This is a genomic window from Actinoplanes sp. CA-252034, from assembly GCF_050956125.1.
Classification (GTDB): Bacteria; Actinomycetota; Actinomycetes; order Mycobacteriales; family Micromonosporaceae; genus Actinoplanes.
Genome location: NZ_CP191846.1, coordinates 5,351,009 through 5,373,599 on the forward strand (window position 1 = coordinate 5,351,009; position 22,591 = coordinate 5,373,599).

Below are 22,591 nucleotides of genomic sequence, written 5' to 3' on the forward strand. Positions count from 1 at the left end.
CGACGCATCCCAGCGCTGCGGCTCAGTGCCCGGTCAGCATCCGGTCCTGACCCGGTCCGGCGTCCACTCGGGAGTGCGGGCCTGCTCCGGCGGAAGGTATTTGTCGAGGATCGGCTGGGCCAGCTCGGCATGACCCTCCTCGACGATCTCGGCGGTGCCGTAGGCGGCGAGGTAGACGCCGCGCACCGGGTCGTCGATCAGCAGCGAGATGTTCGGGTCGCGGCGCAGGTTGGCGTACTTTGCCCGGCCACGGGTGGTGCTGAACCGGAAGGTCTCGCCGTCCCAGAGGAACCACACCACGCTCAGCTGCGGCGGCCGGCCCGAGCGGTTGATGCCGACCACGGCATTCGCGGTGCTCGACAGCAGGCTCGTGACGTCCTCGGGCAGTGCGGTGTGATCCACAGTGGTCATGCGGCTACGCTACGGGATGTCGGCGGTGGCGTCGGGGATCTCCTCGTCGAAGCGCGCCAGTGGCCGGTAGCGCATCGCCAGCCCGGCCACCGTGGCGATGGCCAGCCCGCACAGGATGTAGGTGAGGCCGATGCCGCGACCCGGGCCGGCCCCGATCACGGCGCCGACCGTCGGCGCGAGCAGGCCGCCGGGTTCGAGCAGCGGGTTCAGCAGGTGGGTGGCGCCCGGCGCGACGAGCAGGAACGCGACCGGCATCGACGACCAGGCGATCATCTGGTTGGCCGCCAGCACCCGGCCGTGGAACCGCTGCGGCACCTTGACCTGGATCATCGTCATGTAGATGCCGTTGGTGGCCGACAGTGAGAAGAGGATCCCGAACACCCCGACGGCGACCGGGTACGGCGACGCGCGCCACCCGGTGAGCACGGCGAAGACCGCGAACAGCAGGATGAACAGCAGGACGGCCCGCATCCGCCGGCGTCGTGGCCCGCCCCAGACGGTCAGCGTTAGCCCGCCGGCCGCCACCCCGAGCCCTCCGGCGAACGAGATCCATCCGGCCGTGGTGAGCGGGGCGAAACTGAGCGACAGTGGCTGGACCAGCAGGATCAGCGGTGACATGAAGAGGTTGACGACCGCGAACAGGCCGAGCATGGCACGGAAGCTGCGGTTGCCCACCGAGTAGCGGAACCCGGCAGCGATCTCGGTCAGCAGTGGCTCACCACGCTGGTGGGTCATCGCCCGCGGGAAGCGGACGGCCAGCACCACGGCGATCGACACGGCGACCGTCGCGACCTCGAGCAGCAGGATCCACTCCATGCCGAACGCGGCCAGCAGGGCGGCGCCGGCCAGCGGGGCGATCAGGCGTGCCGCCCCCTCGGAGGTCTGGACCAGGCCGTTGGCGTGCCCGAGGAACTGTTTGGGCACCAGCTGCGGCACCGCCGAAAGGTAGGCCAGCCGCTGGAAGGTCAGCGCCATCGACAGCAGCGCCAGCAGGGGGTAGAGCGGCCAGTCGAGCAGGCCGCCGGTCGCGTACGAGACGGCCATCGCGGCGGCGACCAGGCCGGCCGCGCAGTCCCCGGCGAGCATCACCCGCCGCCGGTCGGTCCGGTCGATGATCGCTCCCGCGAGCGGCGCGACCACCAGCCCGGGCACGATCGCCAGGAGCGTGAGCAAGCCGAACCGGGTCAATGACCCGGTCAGGCTGTAGATCCAGAGCGGGACGGCGAAGTCGGCGATCTGGGCGCCGGTGAGTGACACGAGCTGGCTGACCGCGACCGTGGCGAATCGCCGCATGCTGGGCCGCGGCCCGCCGCGCTGGTCGCGTTCCGGGCTGCGCGACACCCCGGCCAGCCGCCAGCCGTCGCCCACCGCGGCGGCTCCGGTGTGCAGCGCCGCGTCCACGGTGGTGATCACCCGGGCCACCTGCTTCGCCCGGGACCCGAGGAAGTAGTGGCCGGCGCCGTCCAGGACCACCAGCGCGGACGTGTCGGTGAGCGGGTGCCACTCCCGGAAACGCTCCGCGTGGTAGCCGGTGGTCGGGTCGTCGGCGCCGACGATCGTGATGATCGGTACGGGCAGCCGCCCGGCCGGACGTCCCAGCAGCCGGGTGTGGTGCTCCTCGGCCCGCTCGGTGTCGTCGCGCAGGCTGCGTACCAGCCGCAGTGCCTGCTCCGGCTCGTGGCCGCTGAGCTCCATGCCCATGCCGGCGAGGCGGTTCGCGTACGCCTGATCGGAGCGCAGCCGCCGCAGCCGCGCCGACACGCCGCCGATCAGCCGGCTCGCCGGACGGGTCACCGGGAACACCGCGCCCAGGTAGACGGCCTCGATCGGGCGCCCGGCCGCGGTCAGCCGGTAGGCCAGTTCCAGGACCAGCGCCGACCCGACACCACCGTGGCCGTAGAGGACGAGCGGGCCGTCCACCCGGTCCAGGATCTCCGCGGCGGCCCGGCCCGCGAGCGCGTCGATGCCGCGCTCGCGGGCCGGCCGGTCGAACGACAGGAGGCGATGGCCGGGCGGCAGGGCGTCGGCCACGTCCTGATAGGCGGTGGCGGCGCCACCCCCGAAAGGCACGCAGACGTACGTCCGGACGACCGGCCCGCCCGGGTCGGGGCGGGCCAGCTCGCGCAGCAGAGTGGCGTCATCGGGCTCCGGCGCCACCGGGGCGCCCCGCCCGAGGGAATGGTCCAGGGATTGCATGTAATCCAACCTGTTGAATGCAAGGCTGGCTGCATCATCGCCACTCACGAGAATACGGGAACTCGCATCGATAAACGGGCCCTGATCAGCGTCCACAGAGGATGGCCACACTGTAGATCGGGTCCGTCAGAGCTGTCCACCCCCACGACAGTCAATCACCCATTGGTGTACGCCAATACGACATGTCATTTCCGGTCGCCATTTCTCCCGAATGGCACGCACGTGCCGAGGTTTACGCCGGGGCGGTGACCCGATAGACCGCGCCGGCGTAGTCGTCGCTGACGTAAAGCGCACCGTCCGGTCCCTGGACCGCCATCACCGGACGGCCCCAGCGGGACCCGCCGGCGCCCTGGAACCCGGTGATCAGAGTCTGCTGCGGGCCGAGCGTGCCGTCGCGCCAGGCGAAGAACGACACCTCCGGGGCGCGCGGCGGGTTGCGGTTCCACGAGCCGTGGACGCCGACGAGCGCGCCGGCGCCGTACCCCCGGCCAGGCCCGGCCCGGTCACGAAGCTCAGGCCCAGCGGCGCCGAGTGCGCGCCCATCCCCTGCTCCACCGGCGGCAGCTTCGCGCAGTCGAGCTTCGAGCCGTCCACGTTGGTCTCCAGGTCGAGCACGAACGGCCGCCCCGAGTAGCTCAGCGGCGAGTCCGGGGCGCCCGGATTCACGTCGGCCTCCGAGTTGCAGTACGGCCAGCCCAGCTCCCGGCCCTCGGTGAGCCGGGCCAGCTGCTCCATCGGGTGGTCGTTGACGTACGCCTGGATCACGTCGCCGTTGTCCTTGGTCCCGTCGCCGTCGTAGTCGCGCTCGTGCGGGTACTGGATGTTGTCGCGGTGGTTGACCGCCGTCCACACCGCGCCGTCCGGGTCGACGGCCAGGCCGGTGCCGTTGCGGACGCCCCGCGCGTACACCGTCGGGGTGCCGCCGCCGGCCGGGGCCCGCAGGATGGTGGCCCGCTGCGGGGTGGCGTCACGGTCCTGGACCGAGATGTTGCCGGTCGAGCCGACCGACACGTAGATGCTGCCGTCCTTGCCGATGGCCACGCTCTTGAGCGCGTGCGAGTAGGCGCCCCGCAAGTCCGGGCTCTTGTCGTCGGGCAGCCCGTCGACCACGATCTTGCGCCCGGTCACCTGGCCGTTGCGGTAGGCGTACGAGTTGATCTGATCACTCTCGGCCACGTAGAGGGTGTCCCCGGCGAAGGCGAGCCCGTGTGGCTGGTTCAGTCCGCTGAGCAGGGTCCGCTGGGCGGGCGCGCTGCCGTCCGCGCCGGGGGTCAGCGCGATCACGTCACCGAACTTCGGCCGGGACACCAGCAGCTGCCGGTCCGGGGTCCAGGCCAGCAGGCGGGCGCTGTCGATCCGCGCCCACACCGTCACCGTCCATCCGGGCGGGGCCTGGACCGTGCGCTCGGAGTCGAACGGCGCCGCCCCGGTGCCGTCGAGCGTGCGCACCGCGGAGGCGGTCAGCTCGGGCACCCGTGCCGCCCCGGTGGCGGGCACCGTGGATCGTTCGGGCCCCGGGGCCTCCTCCATGGCGGTGCACCCCGCCAGCGCGAGCACCAGGCTCGCCGTCATCACACCGTGCGCGATCGTCCTCATCCGGGCATCTCTACCCACCCGGCATGCCGATCCGCAAATCAGCATGCCGGGTACCACCCGTCAGGGCAGGGTCCACCTCTGGTTGGCGCCGGCGAAGCAGTCCCAGATCTGCAGGCGCGCGCCGTTGGCGGAGCTGTTGTTCTGCACGTCCAGGCAGCGGCCGCTGGCCGGGTTGCGCAGCGTGCCGTCCGATGAGGACTGCCACTGCTGGGCGCCGGTGCCGTTGCAGTCGTAGATCTGCACGAGCGACCCGTTGGCGGTGCCGGCCGCGTTCACGTCCAGGCACTTGCCCAGGCCGCGGATCGTGCCGTCGGTGCCGATCGTCCAGGACTGCGCGCCGGAGCCGTTGCAGTCGTAGAGCTGGACGGCCGTACCGTTGGCGCTGCTCGCCGCGTTGATGTCGACGCACTTGCCGCCGAGGCCGGTGATCCGCCCGGTCCGGCCGACCGGCCCGCTGCCGCCCATCACCGTCTCGTAGATCGCGCTGACCAGTGAATTCGCCCCCGTGGCGTCCTGGCTCAGCTCCCAGTTCATGATCCCTCCCGCGTTGGCGAGGGCCCACTGGGTCTTGCGGCGGATCGTGGGCAGGCCGTTGTAGCACTCCTGCGCGCCGTTCGCCGTGGTGCAGTCCCGGTTGGCGTTGGCCGGGTCGAGGGCGACGAGCTGGGCGTACGTGAGATAGCCCGGCCGGCTGTAGAAGGGCACGCCGAGCACCGTCTTGGCCTTGGGCAGCCCCCGGTTCTTCCAGAAGTTCGCCGCGGCGATCGACCAGTCGTAGTTGGCGTGCGGGCTGCCGCCGTCGTAGGCCATGATGTTCAGCCAGTCGACATACCCGAAGACCGCCGGCTGTACGCCGTTCGCCGTCCCGCCCTCGCTGACGACGGCCGCCGTCAGGAGCTTGCCCTCGTTGTGCAGGGCGGTGCTGAGCTGCCCCATCAGGGCGGTGTAGTTGTTGCCGGAGGCGCCCGGGTCGGGATACTCCCAGTCGATGTCGATGCCGTCCAGGTTGTACTGGCGCACCACCGACATCAGCGCGTTGACGAACGTGGTGCGGGTGCCGGCGTTGGCGGCCAGGCTCTCGAAGGCGGAGTCGTTGCCGTCGTTCCATCCGCCGACGGCCAGGGAGACCTTCACGTTGTTCTGGTGGCCGAGGGCGACGAGCTGCTGGAGCTTGGCGGTGTTGTCGATCGGCTGGAGGGTGCCGTTGGCGTTGGGCAGCGCGAACGAGTAGTTGATGTGGGTGAGCTTCGAGTACTGGACGGCGGTGACACTGCCCGCCCAGGACGGCATGTAGCCGACGCTCTTGAAGCCGTTGGGCAGCACCGCGGCCTGCGAGGGCTGGGCCGCGGCGAGCGCGATCGCCGAGGTGGCGAGGGTGAGCGCCGCTGCGAGGACTTTCCTGATCTTCATGGGGATTGGACCCTTCTGTCCGGGTCAGGAAAGGTTAGGAAAGTTAACTTACAAACGTCAATAAGAACGGGAGGTTCCGGAACAAGATGATGCGCAGCCGTACGGGCGCGGATGGCCCGGGGTCGGCCCAGGCGGGAAGGGGAAGGACGCGCGGATCGACGCCACCGGCGGCGGGACCGTGACGGCGCTCAGGGATCAGCGCCGCCGGTTCCGGCGCGGACGGCGGCGGGGACGACGTTCGAGCGGTCGCGGCCCGGGCCGCCAGACGGGGTAGCGGCCGGGCGGTATCAGGGAACGTTCCGGGGCGGCGGGCCCGCCGCCGAGGAGGGCGGCGACGCAGATGACGGCGAACGCGCCGACGCCGATGTTGGCGATCCAGGCGGACTCGACGACCTCGGCCCGTGTCTCGGGGGCGATGAGGCCGGTCGGCTCGATCATCACCTCGACGGCCTCGCCACGGTCGTAGGAACGGTCGTCGCGGCAGACCCGGCCGGTCATCTCGGAGCCGTCGGCCCGCAGCAGGTGGTAGCAGTACTCGATCTTCTCCCGGCTGCTGCGGGTGGGCACCTTCTCGGCGTCCCGGGCGCCGATGTACGCCACGTCGGGCCGGCCGACCAGACCGAGAACGCCCGGGCGGGCGACGTTGAGGGCCACGAACGCGAACACGATCGACGCCAGGAACAGCAGGAAGCCGAGCGCGTCCCGCAGTGGCCCCTTCTCGGCGGGCTTCCCGGCGGGCCTGCCCGGTCTTTGGCGTGCCACCGCCACGAGGAAGACGCCGACGACGATGCCGAGGCAGACCCATCGGAGCGGCCAGGCACGGAAACTGCCGACGGCAGCCGCCAGTCCGGGTGCCGAGCACCACGCGATCAGGCGCAGGCGGTCGGCCAGGGGCGGGATCTCGGCTCTCACGACCATGATTCTGAGGCGGCCGGGCAACCCGTCCAAGAGGGCCGAACGGCCGGATCACGGCCGGTCTCCGCCAGCCGTCGCGGAGCAGGTGCGTTCCTCACCTCCGGACCGTGAGGAACACACCGGGAACCCGTGATTCCGGCGACTACTGTGGACGACCGCCGGACCGAAGACTCGGCACATGATGAAAGCACTGCTCTCGCTGGTCCTCGCCGCCACTCCGGTGTCGACCGTCACCCGGCTCTCCCTGCCGCCGCCGACCGGGCCGGACCGCATCGGGACGGTCACCGCCCATCTGATCGACCGGTCCCGCCCGGACCCGTGGGTCGCCTCGGAGAGGAGCCGTGAGCTGATGGTGTCGATCTGGTACCCGGCCCGCACCGTCCGCGGCCACCGGCGCGCCGACTGGGTGTCGCCCGCTGTCGCCGCCCGGATCAATCCACCCGACAGCGGCTACACGCTGCCGGTCACGCACGGTTACGTCGGGGCGCCGCCGACCGCGGGCCGGCATCCGGTGGTCCTCTACTCCCCCGGCTTCGGGATGGAGCGCACCAGCGGCACGGTGCTGGTCGAGGAGCTGGTCAGCCACGGCTACGTGGTCGTCACGATCGACCACACCCACGACGCGAGCCTCGTGGAGTTCCCGGACGGCCGGATCGCGGCCGGTGCGATCGAGCCGCCCGCCTCCCCCGAGGACGAGGAGAAGCTGCTGGAGAAGGTGGTCGACGTCCGGGTGCGGGACACCCGGTTCGTGCTCGACCAACTGGGCCGGATGCCGTTGGCGCGCACCATGGACCTGTCCCGGGTCGGCATGTTCGGCGCGTCGATGGGCGGGACCACGGCGGCGAACGTCATGCTCGCCGACCGGCGGGTGCGAGCCGGGATCGACCTCGACGGCAGCTTCGTCGGCCCGATCCTGACGACCGACCTGGAGCGGCCGTTCCTGCTGTTCGGGTCGGACACCCACGGCGAGCAGGACGAGACCTGGACGAAGGTGTGGGACCGGCTGCGCGGGCCTCGCTACCAGCTGGAGATCGACGGGTCGGCCCACCTGTCGTTCACCGACTACCAGTCGCTGGTCCCGCAACTCGGACTGCCGCCGGAGCAGGTCGAGCCGGTGGTCGGCACGATCGACGCCAACCGGTCGGTGGCCATCCAGCGGGCCTACGTGCGGGCGTTCTTCGACAGGCATCTGCGGCACCGCGGCGGCGGACTCCTGGACCGGCCGTCACCGCGCTACCCCGAGGTCGCCGTCCACTCCTGAGAGCTGGGCCGGCCGGGAATCGCCGCCGGCGGGGCGAGCAGGGCGTACAGCGCCACGTCGCGGGGGCCGTCCGGGAACCGGGCGGCCCCACGCAGGACGCCTTCGAGGGTGAATCCGAGACGCTCCGCCAGGCGGCGGCTGCGGTCGTTGGTGGTCAGGGTCCGCATCTCCACCCGGTGCAGCCCGAGGTCACCGAAGGCGTAGCCGAGCACGGCGCTCAGGGCCCGGCCGGCGATCCCCCGGCCCTCGGCTTCGGCGGCGATCCAGAACCCGGCCTCGGCGCTTGCCGCGGCGGCGTCGACGGCCAGGCTCACCGCGCCGACCAGACGGTGACCGCCTTCGGCGCGGACGCCGACGGCCAGCGGCAGGCGGGTACCGGCGACCCAGGCGGTCCCGGAGCGTTCCAGGGCGGCGCGGGTGCCCTCGGGCGTCGCCTCCGCGATGCCGGGCGACCAGGCGGCGAGCCGGTCGTGGTTGGCGGCCACGAGCTCGTGGTACGGCCCGGCGATCGCCGGTGTGCGAGGGATCAGGACGACATCGTCCCCGATCGGCCAGACGAACCGGGCACTCGTGATCGACATGGGCGCATTCAATCACCGACCTTCAGGGGTACGGCGGCGGTGTACCCGACGTGGCCGAGGGCGGTGATCCGGGCCAGCGCCCACCACTGGGCGCCGGGACGTGAGCCCGGGGCGGCGCTCACCGTGAACGTGAGGGTCGTGGTGGCGCCGGCCGGCAGGTCGTAGCCGCGGATCCAGGGCTGGACGTCCAGGTCGTCGGCGGTGTCGCCCCACGTTCCGTACGGGGACAGCAGTTGGGCCTCGCCGCGCAGCGGGGCATCGGTCGGGTTGTGCAGGCGCAGCGACAGGACCGCGGTGGAGCCGGGCGTCAGCGTCAGCTCCGACGGCGACAGGTCGGCGTCCGGGCCGGCGGCGACGATGTCGGAGACGTCCTCGAGAAGCTGGCCGTGCGGGTCACGGATACGGGCGGCGATCCGCCCCCGCCCGGTCACGGTCAGGTCGAAGTGCCGGTGGCCGTCGGCGGGCAGGTCGTAGGTGTACGGGCCGGCGGGGCTGACGGTGACGCCGGGCGGAAGCTCCACCTCGACCGATCCGGCGGCGGCGATCGTGCTGGTGGAGACGGTGATCCGCGCCGTTCCGGGCGTGGCGGACACGTGGACGGTCACGGGCAGGTCGTTCAGCGGCGCCGGGCCCTTGTTGTGCAGCCAGTAGCGAGTGAACACCGGCTGGACCGGCTCGATGGCCCGCTCGGTGGCCGGGAACGGCGTCGCGGGCAGGGCGGCGACGGTCACGACGTCAGCCGGTGCCAGGTCCACGGTCACGTCGCGGCCGCCGTCGCGGTCGCCGTCGCCGTCGCCGTCGGAGCGTGCCGGGGCCGTCGGCTCGCCGAGGACGTCGGCCAGAGCGGGATCGTGCAGGCCGCCGTGCAGGCGGATCCGGGCCTGCGTCCGGGTGCCGCTCGACTCGTAGATCCGGACGGTCAGCTGGTCGCCGTCCGGTTTGAGGGCGGTGAGCACGGCGTTCGCGGGCTCGACCGAGCCCAGGGACAGCCGCGGCGGCAGGTCGCCGGGCGTGGACGGCACCGGCACGGCGATCAGCGGGTGGTTGGACTCCTGCCCGGACCGGACGAAACCAGCCGCGCGCCAGTCACCGGGACCGGCGGCGAGGCTGTAACGGAACGTGTGGGTCCAGTGCTGCAAGGCGAAACCGGAGCCGTCCGGGACGGTACGGCGTGGGCCGTCGATCCAGACGCCACTGGGCCAGCCGGTACAGGCGCGCATCAGTGACAGGTACAGGGAGCCGTCACGGGCGGCGACGAACCCGGGGGTGCCGTGGTTGATCAGAGCCACCGAATGGTCGGTGAACCCGCCGGCCGGCGACTGGTCGACGGTGATCTCGGCGTCGTCGAGGTCGGCGATCAGGTCCGGCAGGCCGCCCTCGGCGACGATCAGGACCGGCAGGTCGCGGGGGCCCCGCAGGTCGGCGTCGGGCACCCAGGTCTCGTCGAGCGAACGGGCGGCGGGCACATAGACCCGGCCGGTGGTGGACAGGATCTCCGCGTAGGACGGGCCGGCCGAGGCGAGGACCGCGGCGGTGAAGGCGTTGTCGCCGATGACGATGCGGAGGTCCGGCAGGTTCGAGTCGGCGTCGAGCGCCCCGTAGCGGGGGCCGTCCGGGCGGCCCGCGGTCGCCGTGACACCTTGCCGGACCAGCGCGACCATCAACTCCCGCGAATCCCGCTCACTGATGACCTCGGCGACCCCGAAAGCGACCCCGATCGCGGCGGCGCCGAAGGTCGCGGTGGTGTCCGAGGTCGCGTTGGTGTCCGAGGTCGTGTCGGCCTCGGAAGGAGCGGCGGTATCCCAAGACGCGGCGGCGCCGGAAGTCGCCGCGGTGCTGGACGGCGCGGCGTGGCACCTGGTGAAGCGGATGCGGGCGGTGGTGGACAGGGCGGCCCAGGTGTGGGCCGGATTGTCGAGGGTCCACAGGCTCTCGGCGGCGTCGAGGTCGGGGAATCCGAAGGAGCGGCCGATGGCGGCGAACCCCACCTCCGACACCGGTAGCGTGCCCGGCAGGTCGAGGTCGAATCGCACACGGAGCAGGCGGTCCTGGCCGATCGAGCCGTCGACATGGGTGTGGAAGTCGATGCGGTCGCCGCCGGCCCACAGGGTGACCTCCCGGGTGATCCGCAGGTCGTCGACGGCGGTCTCGCTGATCAGGCGACTGCCGGCGGGGCTGTGTTCGATGCGGACCGTGGCGGGCTGTCCGTCGAGACCACGGCCCGGGCCCTTGGGGAGCAGGTGCCACGGGCCCTCACCCCAGTACGGGTGGTCCGGATACTCCTCCTGCACGACCAGCTCGCCGCCGAGACCACCGGATCGCAGCAGCTCCCGGCCGGTCCGGCGGTCGACGATGCTGGTCAGGGCGCCGCCACGGGTCGCGTCCGCGCGTACCTCGAAGTGGTCGTTGCGGATGACGGGCTCGCCTGTCGCCGCCCGCCAGACGGTGACCGGGGCCGCCGCCGCGGATAGGACCGAACCCGCGGAAGGAACCGGCGCGGAATGCGCCGGCGCGAAGGAGTCCGGCGCGAAGGAGTCCGCCGCGAAGGAGTCCGCCGCGAAGGAGTCCGGCGCAGAAGAGGCCGGCGCGGAAGGAACCGATGCGGAAGCCGGTTCGGGTGAGGGCTGGATGTGCCACACCTGGTAGCCGAGGGCGGGGACGTCGCAGGCGACCGCCGCCAGCGACGCGGCGGCGATGGAGCCGTCCGGATGCCGGGTCAGCGCCGAGGCGACCGCCGGCACCGCCGAGCCCTCGTCGTCGAGAACGGTCAGCGCGGCCGGGCCCGGCGCCGGGAACGTGACCTCGAACCGCACGACACCGCCACGCGCCCACGACAGCGGGTTGGTGACCAGCACGGCCTGGCCGGAGCCGCGCGTGTCGGCGTGCGAGGCCAGCCCGGCCACCGCCGACCGCCGGGCGGCCGCGGCCAGCTCGAAGGCCTCCCGCCAGCCGGCGAGCAGGTCGAGGTAGACCTGATCGGATTCGGTCCCGGTGACGGCGTCGTGGTGGGCGCCGTACGCGAGCAGCCGCCACGCCTTGTCGACCTGCGCCCGCGGATAGCCGGTGCCGAGGAGCGCGGCGAGGGTGCCGAGGCGCTCGGCGTCGAGGACGATCGTCTCGATGGCCCGCTGCGCCTGTTTGGTGTCGATGTAGGAGACGTCCTTGCCGGTGTAGACCGGGTTCATGTCGCGGGTCTGCGGCGACAGCTGGGGCGAGGCGGCGCGGACGGCGGCGAAGAAGTCGCGGGGCAGGCCCATCGTGAAGCGCGGCCACACGTACCGTTTCGCCCATTCGCGGTGGATCTCGGTGCACCAGCGGGACGGGATGTTGTGGTCGTGGCCGACCGGGAGCATCACGTTGGGGGTGGCGGCGACCTGCCGCAGCGTCCGGTACTGGTGGTAGGCCTCGGTGAGGGCTTCCTCGAGGGTCTCCTTGCGCTCGACGTCCCACCCGGCGACGTAGTGGTTGGCCATGTAGGCGGTGACGAGTCCCCGCCCGCTCGGGGAGATCCACTCGAACTCGCTGGGGAACTGCATCCGGGCGATGTCACCGGTGTGCCGCCGCGGGCCGATGTGGTGGAACGGCCCGCGCGCCCACGAGCTGGAGGTCAGCCCGGCGTCGGCCATCAGTCCCGGGAACGCCGGGTCGTGGCCGAACACGTCGAGCATCCATGCGGTCTTCGGATCCCCGTCGAGGACGTCGCGCTGGTATTCGACGCCGAACGCGGTGTTGCGGATCGTCGACTCGGGGTGGGTGAGGTTGGTGTTCGGCTCGTTGTACATGCCGCCGACCAGCTCGACCCGTCCTTCACGCAGCATGCGCCGCAGGTCGTTGCGGTCCTCGGGGAACACGTCCCAGTACGGCTTCAGGTAGTCGATCTCGGCGAGCACGAAACGGTAGTCGTCGTCGAGACGGGCCGCGTCGATGTGGGCCCGGACCAGGTCGAAGGCGGTCCGTACGAACGCCGGCCGGAGCTTGTCGACCTTCGGCACGTCGGGCAACTGCTGCCACACCTCGGTGAAGCCGCGCTGCGTGTTCCACCACACCGGGTCGTAGTGGAAGTGCGACACCATCCACATGGTCCAGCCGGTCGCGGCGACCCGGAGCTCGCCGTCGCGGGTCACCGGGCCCGCGTCGGTGTCGGCGATCGCGGTGACCTGCAGGGGCGTGCCTTCGGCCGCCGGGGCGGAGACGAGCACACCGACCTCGACGGTGCGTTGCTCGCCGGCGGCCAGTCCGGTGGTGACGGCTGCTTCGGGGGTACGCACGGAGGCGCCCTCCACCCGTACCCGGAAGGGGTTGGTCGCCTCGGTGGCGGCGACGGTGACCCGGACGACCTGCCGGGGCGCCGCGGCCGGGCCGTGGAAGAGATCGGTGCCCTCGATCGCGGTGATCCGCATCAGGATGCCTCCGGTGTCCAGGTCCAGGCGGGCGCGGTCGCCCAGGTCGCGCCGAGCTCGCGGTAGAGGCGGCCGGTGGCGGCGGCCTCGCGGGTGAGGGCGGTGAGGTCGGCGAGCCGGTCCTCGGTGACCGGGGTGGGTGGCGGGCTCTGCCGGACGGCTTCGGCGACCTCGGTGAACGCGCGGGTGGCGGCGAGCGGCACGAGCAGGTCGACGGCCGGGTCGGCGAGGTGGTCGAGGAGGTTGCCGAGCAGGTCGGTGCGCGGGTGCAGGGTGTCGCCGGCCGGCGTCACGAGGCGGTCCCGCGTGTAGTGCAGGGTGGCGGTTCCGCGGCTGCCGTGCACGACGACGAACGGGTCCTCCTCGGCTTCGGCGCAGAGGGTGACGGCGACGGTGACCCGGGTGCCGCGGGCGGTGTGGATGCGGGCGCTCGCGGTGTCGTGCGCCTCGGCCGGGCGGGTGCGGTAGGTGTCCAGGTCGACGCCGCGTACCGACTGGTCGCCGCCGGAGCCGTCGAGCGTGAGAGCGAGCGCGACGGCGTGCGCGAACGGGTTGGTGAGCGCCCCGTCGTTGACGTCGTGCCCGTCGAGGAAGCGGCGCCCGGCCCAGCCGGCCCGGTTCCAGTAGGCCTCGCCCCGCCACCACAGGCCGGTCGCGCTGATCGCCTCGACCTCGCCGAGGTCACCGGCGTCGATGCTCCGGCGCAGCTCGGTGACGGCGCCGGACCCGAACGCCTGGAAGCCGACCTGGACGGTGCGGCCGGTCTCGGCCTGCACGGCCAGCAGGTGGTCGAGGCCGGCCAGGCTCGGCGCGGGCGGCTTCTCCAGCAGCAGGTGGGCGCCCGCGCGCATGGCGGCCTCGGCCAGCTCGACGTGGGTGTGCACGGGCGTGACGATGACGGCCAGGTCGGGGCGGATCGCCGCGACCAGGCTCGCCGCGTCGCGCCGCCAGGGCGCGTCGGCGGCCGCGGCCCGCTGCTCGGGGCAGGGCGGGCGCGGGTCGGCCACCCCGGCCAGCTCGATCCTGCCTTCCGCGTGCAGGGCCGAGAGCTGGTCGAGGTGGCCGCGCCCGTGTCCGTGCGCGCCGACGAGGACGACGCGTGGCGGGGTCATGACTTCGTGACCCGGACCGAGACGCCGGTGCGGGTGTAAACGGCCTCGGCCGGACGGCCGTCGACGGTGACCGTGGCGAAACGGCCGGTGACGCGCTTGGCCGAGAGGGCGAGGCCGCGGGCGGTGACGTCCAGGGTGCTGCCGGGGCCGATCGTGACCGTGCCGTCCAGGCAGGCGCCCGGGACTGTGCGCAGGGTGGCGCCGCGGATCTCGACGTCGCCGCCGCCCAGGGCGTGGGTGCCGGTCGCGGCGAGGGTGCCGCCGAGGACGCGCAGGCCGCCCCGGAAGCGGTTGGTGCCGGTCAGGGTCAGTGTGCCGGTGCCGCGCAGCGTCAGGCCGCCACGGCCGGTGATGTCGTTGCGCCAGCTGTCGGACCGGCCGTCGAGGGTCACGTCGACGTCGTTCTCGAACGTGCCGTAGCCGTCGGCCGCTTTGAACAGGTCGAGGCGTCCCCACTGTTCGGGGCCGTCGAGCAGGGCGTATCCGGCGGGCAGGGCGGTGCTGCGCAGCACGGCGCGGCGCTGGTCGGCGGTCAGGTACGGCTGACGGGTCTCCAGCAGCACCTCGGCGCCCTTCGGGACGGTCAGGGGCTTGTCGGGGCCGGTGCGCGGGAGGATGTAGGTGAGCTTCGGGAGGATCAGCCTGCGGTTGGCGGCGCGGTCGGCGTACCCATCGAGGTCGGTCTTCGCTGCGGACGCCAGGAAGGCGGCCGCCTGGGCCCGGGCAGCCACCTTGAGCTCGGCGTTGGCCGGGTCGTTGAGGATCGCGGCGGTCAGCGCGGTGGCCAGGATGCGGCCGCTGACCACGTCGAGCGGCGAGTGCATGCCCGCCGTGATGCGGGTGTCGGCCAGGTCGAAGGCGCAGGTCAGCAGCTCTTGGAAACGCTCCGGGAAGGCGTAGGCGAAGGCGAGCGCGGCCAGGTGCAGGGCGTTGGTGTGGCCACTCGGGAAGCCGCCGTCGTCGGCCTGGACGAGGCCGCGCTGCCGCAGCAGCTGGGGCGCGACCACGACCTTCGAGTGGTAGACGGGGAAGCCGAAGGCGTCGAGGGCGCCGGTGTCGACGACCGTGCTGTCGGTGGTCAGCCGCCAGGGGCGCGGGTACTGGACGGCGAACTTGCTCGGGTTGCTGGAGGACCAGTTGCCGCGGACCGTGTTGACCAGGGTGACGATCTGGCCCAGCAGCGAGGTCGGCGAGCCGGCGCCGAGCGTCGATCCGGCGGGGGCGCCCGCGGGCACGGCGTCGCTGATCGTGGTGGCCGGGGTGCCGGCCGGGGCCTCGGTGATGCCGGTGACGGCCAGGGCCGTGGTGCGGTAGGCGGCTGCCCACGGGCCGAGTCCGTCGGTGACGGCGTAGCTCTGGTGGCGGCGGTCGACGATGAACGACCAGGCGGCCTCGGCGTCGGTGCGCTCGGCGGTGCGCTTCTCGCAGAAGCGGATGTTGGCGCGCAGCACCGTGGCGTCGAGGACGGCGCCGTTGTTCCAGGCCGTGCCGGTCTGCCAGTAGGACTGGACGCCGGAGAGGATCCGGACGGCGGCGTTGGTGTCGACGGTCAGGTTGGTGGTGAGGTTCGTCTTGTAGTCGTCGACGAAGGCCTTGATCTCGGCCGCCAGGCCGGCGCGGCTCAGCAGTGGGGCGGCCAGGCCGGCGGTGGTCGCCGCGAGCAGGGTGCGGCGGGTCAGAGTGGTCATCTGTGTTCCTCAGTCTTTGAGGCCGGCGTTGATGTCTGCGTTCATCACGTACTTCTGGAAGACCAGGTAGAGGGCGACCAGCGGGACCATGGACAGGACCGAGGCGCTGATCAGGACCGACCAGTTCACGTTGTTGGCGCCGACGATGCCCGCGATGCCGATCTGCAGGGTGAACTGGCTCGGCTCGTTGAGGATGATCAGCGGCCAGAGGTACTCGTTCCAGCGCCACTGGAACGAGAAGATCGCCAGGGTCAGGATGATCGGGCGGGACAGCGGCAGCATGATCCGGACGAAGGTGGACAGCTCGCTGGAGCCGTCGATGCGGGCCGCTTCGAGCAGGTCGTTGGGGACGGTAACGAAGAACTGGCGGAACATGAACGTGCCCGTGGCGGTGATGACGGCGGGCACCACGACGCCGGCCAGGCTGTTGTAGAGGCCGATGTTGCGGACCACCAGGAACAGCGGCGCGAGGATCGTCTCGGCCGGGAGCATGGTGGTGGCCAGGATGCAGCCGGCGAAGATCTTGAGCCACCAGTTGCTGTACTTGGCCAGCGCGTACCCGCAGGCGGCGCTGACGATGATGGTGAGCAGCGTGGCCGCGATGGCGACGATCATCGTGTTCAGTAGGTAGCCGGGAAAGTCGAAACTCGTCCAGGCGTCCCGGTAGCCCTCGATCGACGGGTTCTTCGGCCAGAACGTCAGCGGGTAGGAGAACAACTCTCCGCCGGGCTTGAACGAGCTGACCACGAACCAGAGCAGCGGGAAGCCGTACAGGGCGGCCAGCAGCCACATGATCGCGCTGGAGCCGATCTTCTTCGGCGTGTCACCGGTCCTGCTGTGGGAAGTGGCCATCTCAGGATCCCTTCCGGCGGCTGGCGATCAGTTGGAGCACGGCGACGATCATCAGAATCACGAGGAGTACGAACGACGCCGCGCTGGCGTAGCCGATCTGGGCCCGTTTGAAGCCGGTCTCGTAGATGTACTGGACGATCAGGTTGTTCTCGGTGCCCGGGCCGCCGTCGTTGACCGCGACGAAGTACGTGTACTCCTTCATGGCGTGCAGGGTGCTCAGCAGCACGACGATGAACGAGGTGGGCGCGATCGCGGGCAGCGTGATGCTCCGGAACTTCTGCCAGGCGTTGGCCCCGTCCAGGTCGGCGGCCTCGTAGTAGGAGACCGGCACGTTCTTCAGCGCCGCCACGAACAGCAGCATGTTGAACGCGGTGCCGGCCCAGGTGGCCACGATGACGACGATCAGCAGCGACAAGTCGCCGTTGGACTGCCAGGAGACGGGATCGCCGCCGAGCTCGGTGATCACGAAGTTGACCAGGCCGAAGTTCTCGCCGAACAGCCAGCGCCAGATGACACCCGCGATGATCGGGGAGATGAGCCAGGGCAGGAAGAAGATCACCCGGGCGATGGTCTTGCCCTTGGCGTACGGGCTGACCAGCAGGTAGGCGATGCCGAGCGACGTCACGAACGTCAGCGGGACCACGCCGGCGGTATAGATGGCGGTCCGCAGCAGGGCCGCGTAGAAGTCGGAGTCGCCGACCAGCTCCTGGTAGTTCTCCAGTCCGACCCAGGGCGCGTCGCCGACACCGGTGTAGCTGGTGAAGGAGTAGGTCAGTCCGATGATGGCCGGCCAGACGAAGAAGGTCAGGAAGAGCAGGACGTTGACGGAGATCAGGATCAGCGGGGCGACCGTGTAGCTGTTGTGCCTGCGCCGGGGCCACCACCGGGGCGTGGCCCGGCTGGCGCTGTCGACCATGGTTCTCTCTCTTTCCCCAGCGAGGTGGGCCCGCCGTCGCCGGCGGGCCCACCCGTCGCGGTCCCCTACTTGATCTGGTCGTTCAGGCCGGTGACGATGGCGTCGACGGTCTTCTGCGCGTCCTGCTCGCCGTTGACGAACTTCGCCATCTCGGTCTTGATCAGCGCGTCCTCGACCTTCTGCTTGGCCAGCAGCAGCTTGGTCTGGTTGGCCTGGCCGGAGCTGGAGATCGGGTCCGCCAGCTCGATCTCCTTGATGTAGAGGGCGAACGCGTCCTGGGCCGCCTTCTTCTCGAACGGGTAGGTGAGCGTCAGCCCGGTCTCGATCGGCAGGTAGCCGTTGGTCTGCGCCAGCTTGGTGTAGTTGGCCGGCTGGAAGATGAAGTCGAGCCACTTCTTGGCGGCGTCGGCCTTGTCGCCGTTGGAGAACGCGACCATCTTGCCGCCGAGGTTGATGTCGGTGGCGTGGGTCGGCTGGGCCGGGCTCGGCACGCTGGCCCACTCGAAATCGGTGATGCTGTCGGCGAAGTCGGCGACCTGCCAGACGCCGGAGTAGTAGGCGACCACCTGGCCGCTCTTGAACAGGGCGTTCGGGTCCTGGCCGGAGGTCCAGACCGACTTCGGCATGACCTTGTCGTCGTTGATCTTGCCGAAGTCGCTGATCGCCTGGACGGTGGCGGCGTCCGGGGCGGCGAACCTGCCGTCGGCGCCGAGCTGGAAGCCGGTGCCGCCGTGGGTGTAGATCCAGCCGCGGATGCGGGCCGCGGAGTTGTCGTAGACCATGTCGTACTTGGCGTTGGTGGCCTCGCGGACCTTGGTGGCCGCGGCCAGGAAGTCCGTCCAGGTCCAGGTCTGCGCCGGGTCGGTCGGGTAGGACACGCCGGCCTTCTCGAACAGGCTCTTGTTGATGTAGAGGCCGGCCGCGGTGACGTCCGACGGGATCGACAGGACCTTGTCACCGTCGGCGGTGATCAGGCTCTTGTTGATCTTGTTGGCCTCGTTGTTCGCGATGCTGGCGAGGTCCTGCACCTGGTTGACCCAGAGCGGGTCGAGGGACGGCACGCTGGCGGTGTCCGGCAGGGCGTTGGCCTGGGCGGCCTGGCTCAACTTGTCCTGGTAGCCGTCGTACGGGACGTTGACGATCTCGACCTTGATGCCCTCCTTGGCCTCGAACTCCTTGGCCAGGTCGGTGTAGCCCTTGTCCTGGGCGGAGGTGGAGAACCAGAAGGTGATGCTCTTCGGGTCACCGTCGCCGCTGCCGGACCCGGACGAGCAGGCGCCGAGGACGAGGGCGCCGACGACGCTCGCGGCCAGCCACCCCTTCCGAGCGGATGCCGAAATGCCCATGACTATCTCCTCGATGAAATGTCTTCTCGTGGTTCTTCTCGTGGCGACGGACGTTAGAGGAAAGCGCTTACCGCGTCAACGACATGTTAATTCACAGGACGCTTTTTATCGACGTGGGCCGATCGGCCCGGGCGTACTTCTGTACAGTTTCCTAAACGGCCGGGGCGGTGATGCGCAGCCGCAGCCTCGACGGGGCTTTTCCGGTCACGTAGAGCCGGACGCCATCGGCCGCGTCGGTCCCGCCGAGGAATTCGTAGTCCTCGCCCGGGTGGTAGGACGGCTCGGACTCGGACGCGGTCTCCGGCCCCTCGACGACCGTCACACCGAGCCCGCCGTAGGTGGCGGTGCCCGACTCGAGATGCCATCGGTCGCCGCCCAGCGGACGGGCGCCGGTCATCGTGCCGCCGGGCCGGAACGCCAGTTCGAGGGCCCAGTCCACGGCCGCCCCGCCGATCTCGACGTCCAGGTCGACGACCGGTGGGGACTCCACCGCCGTCTCCGCGTCGCCGGGACGGCGGTGAGCGCCCCACGACCCGAACGCCACACGGACGCGGGTGGTGAGGGCGACCTCGTCGCGGGGCGGCGGGCGAAGTCCATGGCGGCGCTGAAACGGCCGTCGTCGGTGACCGCGTGACGGCCCGTCCCGTCGCCGGACAGCGGCTGGTAGTAGGCCGCCGACACGCTCTCGGTCAGGGTCGCGGCCGGGCCAGGTTCGACGGTCAGGGTGTCGGCCCGGAACGGCCCCAGGCCGAAGAACGTCCGCGACAGGCGAACACTCTCCAGGACCGTGCCGCCCGCGTACAGACGCAGCAGGGTGGGCGAGTTGGCCAGGCCGGACCGGATCCGCCGGTGCCTGCTGTAGTCGGAGCCGCCGAACACCACGGCGGTCGTGCCCGGACCGTGCGCCACCAGGGTTCCGGCGGCGGCGAAATGTCGGTGCCGGGGTGTCGGTGGCGGCACCGCCGGGGGGAGCCGGCGGCCCGCGACCGGGTCGGCGACGGCGCTCGCCGGCGAGTCGATGCCCTGCTCCAGGGCGATCCCGGCGGCCCAGGCCAGATCACCGCGGTCCCGCCGGATCGCCATGACGCGCAACGGCAGCAGGAAGGGCCGCAGCGGGAACCGGCCCCGCTGATCCTGCCGTCGGGACAGGACGGTCTCCACCGTCCCGTCGGGCAGCAGCAGGTCGAGGGTGGCGGTCAGGTTCGCCTCGACCGCGTCCAGCAGGTCCGGCCGGTCGAAGACCTCGGCGATGACCAGCAGGGACGGGTTCGAGACGGCGGACGCGTAGATGGCGCTGCGCTCCGAGTAGAGCCCGTCCTCGATGTCGACGCCCTCGGCCAGCCACTCGCCCACCCGGGCGGCGATCTCCGGCCGGGGTTCGAGTCGATGCAGCCGGGCCAGAGCCGCGGACAGCTCCCATCGATGGTTCGGGGTGTGCACCCCACCCTTGATCAGGGCGGGGGTCATCGAGTCGAGCAGCTTCAGCAGGCCGGCCCGCTCGTCGGCGCCGTCCAGCAGCCGGGCCGCGTCGGCGAGGTCGTTGACGCTGAACGCCGAGTCCGGCGGTGAGTCGACGTTGTCGCCGCCGCGGAACAGCCCGGACGGGTTCTGCCGCTCCCGCAGCAGCCCGGTGAGCCCGGCGACGGGAGCGAGCACGCCGGGGTCGCCGGTGAGATGCCAGTGAGCGGCCAGCGCCTTGACCCGCTCGGCGAGCCGGCGATGCTGGAGCCGCCGCCAGAGCTCGCCGGTCTCGGCTCGGATGTCGCGGACCTCTCGGTCCAGAGCGGTCTGCGCCCGGGCGGCGAAGTCCAGATCAGAATCAGTCACCGCATCACTTTCGGAAACACGTGAAGGAATGGCGCCCACCTTTTACTACCGCCGGTATAGCCCGGGTATCGCCGGCATCTCGACGGTATAACGTTCTCCGCTTTCCAGCGCGTTCACACACGCCTGTGCGACGAACGTGGCGGCGAATCCGTCCCATGCCGTGGCGCCGTGGGCGGTGCCGTCGATCCAGTCCTGCAATTCCAGGCGGTACGCCTCGGCAAAACGGGGCCGCCAGTCGGCCGGAAGCGCCCGCGCGTGCAAGCCGGAACGGCGTACCGAGGTGGGCGGCGGGGCGTCCAGAGTCACCGTGCCGGTCTCGGCCACGAGCTCGCAGCGGACCTCGTAGCCGTACCGGGCGTTGACGAAGATCTCCACGTCGGAGAGCACCCCGGACGCGGTGGTGAGGATCAGCAGCTGCGGGTCGCGCGTGCCGCCGGAGTTGCCGGTGGGCCGCGGGGTGTGCACGGCGACCTCGGTGATCTCGGAGTCGAACAGCCAGCGGGTGATGTCCAGCTCGTGCACCGCCGAGTTGGTGATCAGGTTGGCGCTGGGCATGCCGGGCACGGCGGCCGGGTTGCGGTGCACGTTGTGCAGCATCAGCGGCGCGCCGATCTCGCCGGTCGCGAGCAGCGCCTTCAGATCGGTGTAACCGGGGTCGAAGCGGCGCATGAACCCGACGGTGATCAGCCGGCTGCCGTGCGCGGTCTCGGCCTCGAGGATCCGGGCGCAGCCGTCGACGGTCGGGGCGAGCGGCTTCTCGCACAGCACCTGCTTGCCGGCGGCGATACAGGCCAGCACGTACTCCTCGTGGGTGGCGTCCGAGGAGGCGATCAGGACGGCGTCGATGTCGTCGTCGGCGATCAGCGCGTACGGGTCGGCGAACACCCGGGCGCCGCCACTGGCCCCGGCCACTGCGCGCGCCCGGTCGCCGTCGAGGTCGAAGACCCCGCCGACGGCCGCGCCGGAGACCGCGTGGGTGAGCAGCCGGGCGTGGTCGGCGCCCATGATGCCGGTGCCGATGATCCCGATCCGTTTCACGCCCGCGCCTCCGGTCCCTGCCGGGACCGGCCCCGGCTCGATCAGCGTCGTGACCGCGCCGCCTCCGTTCGTCACCGCGCCACCGCCGCTCGCCACCGCGCCGCCCCCGTTCGTCACCGCGCCGCCGCCGTTCGTCACCGCGCCACCGCCGTTCGTCACCGCGCCACCTCCGTGAGGAACTCGAGACTGCGGCGCGCGTCGCCGATCGGGCCCTCGCCGTCAGCGGGCACGAGCGCCAGCGCACAGTCCTGTTCCAGCACGTACCAGCCGGTGTATCCGGTGTTCTCCAGGGCGCGGACGATGCCGGGGATGTCGACGTCACCGGCGCCGAGCGGGGTGTACAGCCCGGCCCGGACACCGTCGATGTAGGCACGGGACCCGTCCTGGACGGTCGCCGACACCTCCAGGTCGACGTCCTTGAGGTGCACGTGGGTGATCCGGGACGCGGCGAGCTCCAGCAACTCGGCCGGCTGCATGCCGCCGATCAGCAGGTGGCCGGTGTCGAGGCAGATCGGCACGTCGCTGCCGTCCAGCACGCGCAGCACGGCCTCGCGGGACTCGACGGCGGTGCCGACGTGCGGGTGCAGGCTCGGGCGCAGGCCACGGTCGCGGGCCATCTCCTGCAGCGTGTCCAGCGTCGCGAACAGGGTCTTCCACTCGTCGTCGCCCAGGTGCACCTTGTGGTCGTAGCTGCCGTCACCGGAACGGGCGGCCAGCACCACGACCTCGGCTCCGGCGGCGGCCAGGGTGTCCATGGCGTCGGCGGCCCCGGCCAGGTCGGCGGCGGTCGCCACGTGCATCGGCACGGGCAGGAAACCGCCGATCAGCGTCATGCCGTGGCGGTCCAGGGTCACCCGTACATCCGCCGGGGTCCTGCCCAGGTAACCGGTGGGGCCGAGCTCGGTGGCCCGCAGCCCGAGCCCGCCCATCTCGGCGAGCACCCGGTCGGCGGGGAGCTCCAGTCCCCAGCCGGGCGCCTCACAGACGCCCCAGGAGATCGGCGCGCCGCCGATACGTTCCGCGAAGCCGGTCAAAGTGTCCC

Annotated in this window: 18 protein-coding genes; 1 reads left to right on the forward strand and 17 read right to left on the reverse strand. The window is 71.5% G+C overall.

Translation table 11 applies throughout. The features are described from left to right. Window positions 1-33 precede the first annotated feature (33 nt). From ACQPZW_RS24530 to ACQPZW_RS24555, 6 genes are all read right to left on the reverse strand, one after another. Window positions 34-411, reverse strand: coding sequence for a TIGR03618 family F420-dependent PPOX class oxidoreductase (locus tag ACQPZW_RS24530; RefSeq protein WP_433797292.1), 378 nt, complete (start codon window positions 409-411; stop codon window positions 34-36). Between the two features lie 9 nt (window positions 412-420). Further along, entirely contained in the window at window positions 421-2,607 is a 2,187-nt protein-coding gene (locus tag ACQPZW_RS24535) for an MFS transporter (protein ID WP_433797293.1), read from the reverse strand. 232 nt (window positions 2,608-2,839) lie between these two features. Further along, the gene (locus ACQPZW_RS24540; RefSeq protein ID WP_433797294.1) at window positions 2,840-3,022 is read right to left on the reverse strand and encodes a hypothetical protein; all 183 of its coding nucleotides are present in this window, start codon (window positions 3,020-3,022) and stop codon (window positions 2,840-2,842) included. Continuing rightward, on the reverse strand, window positions 2,971-4,203 hold the full coding sequence (locus tag ACQPZW_RS24545) for a PQQ-dependent sugar dehydrogenase (RefSeq protein WP_433797295.1): 1,233 nt from the start codon (window positions 4,201-4,203) through the stop codon (window positions 2,971-2,973). The genes ACQPZW_RS24540 and ACQPZW_RS24545 overlap by 52 nt, the downstream gene beginning before the upstream one ends. Before the next feature lie 60 nt (window positions 4,204-4,263). After that, window positions 4,264-5,613: a glycosyl hydrolase family 18 protein gene (locus tag ACQPZW_RS24550; RefSeq protein WP_433797296.1), complete on the reverse strand. Its 1,350-nt coding sequence runs from the start codon at window positions 5,611-5,613 to the stop codon at window positions 4,264-4,266. 195 nt (window positions 5,614-5,808) lie between these two features. Beyond that, window positions 5,809-6,525 carry a hypothetical protein gene (locus ACQPZW_RS24555; protein ID WP_433797297.1) on the reverse strand — a complete coding sequence of 239 codons (717 nt, stop codon included), beginning with the start codon at window positions 6,523-6,525 and terminating at the stop codon, window positions 5,809-5,811. A gap of 181 nt (window positions 6,526-6,706) precedes the next feature. Between ACQPZW_RS24555 and ACQPZW_RS24560 the strand changes: the two genes are divergently transcribed. After that, window positions 6,707-7,789: an alpha/beta hydrolase family protein gene (locus tag ACQPZW_RS24560; RefSeq protein WP_433797298.1), complete on the forward strand. Its 1,083-nt coding sequence runs from the start codon at window positions 6,707-6,709 to the stop codon at window positions 7,787-7,789. Here ACQPZW_RS24560 and ACQPZW_RS24565 read toward each other — a convergent pair. From ACQPZW_RS24565 to ACQPZW_RS24615, 11 genes are all read right to left on the reverse strand, one after another. After that, window positions 7,762-8,370, reverse strand: coding sequence for a GNAT family N-acetyltransferase (locus tag ACQPZW_RS24565; protein WP_433797300.1), 609 nt, complete (start codon window positions 8,368-8,370; stop codon window positions 7,762-7,764). The two genes, ACQPZW_RS24560 and ACQPZW_RS24565, sit on opposite strands and share 28 nt — an antisense overlap. Window positions 8,371-8,378: 8 nt before the next feature. After that, window positions 8,379-12,770, reverse strand: coding sequence for a glycoside hydrolase family 38 C-terminal domain-containing protein (locus ACQPZW_RS24570; RefSeq protein WP_433797301.1), 4,392 nt, complete (start codon window positions 12,768-12,770; stop codon window positions 8,379-8,381). Continuing rightward, complete coding sequence (locus ACQPZW_RS24575) at window positions 12,770-13,882, reverse strand: Gfo/Idh/MocA family protein (RefSeq protein WP_433797302.1); 1,113 nt, start codon at window positions 13,880-13,882, stop codon at window positions 12,770-12,772. The genes ACQPZW_RS24570 and ACQPZW_RS24575 overlap by 1 nt, the downstream gene beginning before the upstream one ends. Then, complete coding sequence (locus ACQPZW_RS24580) at window positions 13,879-15,570, reverse strand: phosphatase PAP2 family protein (protein ID WP_433797303.1); 1,692 nt, start codon at window positions 15,568-15,570, stop codon at window positions 13,879-13,881. Before ACQPZW_RS24580 ends, ACQPZW_RS24575 begins: the two co-directional genes overlap by 4 nt. A gap of 9 nt (window positions 15,571-15,579) precedes the next feature. Continuing rightward, window positions 15,580-16,422 (reverse strand): carbohydrate ABC transporter permease, encoded by an 843-nt coding sequence (locus tag ACQPZW_RS24585; protein ID WP_433797304.1) that lies wholly within the window; start codon window positions 16,420-16,422, stop codon window positions 15,580-15,582. 1 nt (window position 16,423) lies between these two features. Beyond that, a complete protein-coding gene (locus ACQPZW_RS24590) occupies window positions 16,424-17,338 on the reverse strand; it encodes a carbohydrate ABC transporter permease (protein WP_433797306.1) in 915 nt (304 codons plus the stop codon). A gap of 65 nt (window positions 17,339-17,403) precedes the next feature. Continuing rightward, a complete protein-coding gene (locus ACQPZW_RS24595; protein WP_433797307.1) occupies window positions 17,404-18,684 on the reverse strand; it encodes an ABC transporter substrate-binding protein in 1,281 nt (426 codons plus the stop codon). A 151-nt stretch (window positions 18,685-18,835) separates the two neighbouring features. Next, window positions 18,836-19,174, reverse strand: coding sequence for a hypothetical protein (locus ACQPZW_RS24600; RefSeq protein WP_433797308.1), 339 nt, complete (start codon window positions 19,172-19,174; stop codon window positions 18,836-18,838). Further along, window positions 19,078-20,511 (reverse strand): hypothetical protein, encoded by a 1,434-nt coding sequence (locus tag ACQPZW_RS24605; RefSeq protein ID WP_433797309.1) that lies wholly within the window; start codon window positions 20,509-20,511, stop codon window positions 19,078-19,080. The genes ACQPZW_RS24600 and ACQPZW_RS24605 overlap by 97 nt, the downstream gene beginning before the upstream one ends. 45 nt (window positions 20,512-20,556) lie before the next feature. Next, a complete protein-coding gene (locus tag ACQPZW_RS24610; RefSeq protein WP_433797310.1) occupies window positions 20,557-21,708 on the reverse strand; it encodes a Gfo/Idh/MocA family protein in 1,152 nt (383 codons plus the stop codon). Continuing rightward, entirely contained in the window at window positions 21,705-22,583 is an 879-nt protein-coding gene (locus tag ACQPZW_RS24615) for a TIM barrel protein (RefSeq protein ID WP_433797311.1), read from the reverse strand. Before ACQPZW_RS24615 ends, ACQPZW_RS24610 begins: the two co-directional genes overlap by 4 nt. Between the last annotated feature and the right edge of the window lie 8 nt (window positions 22,584-22,591).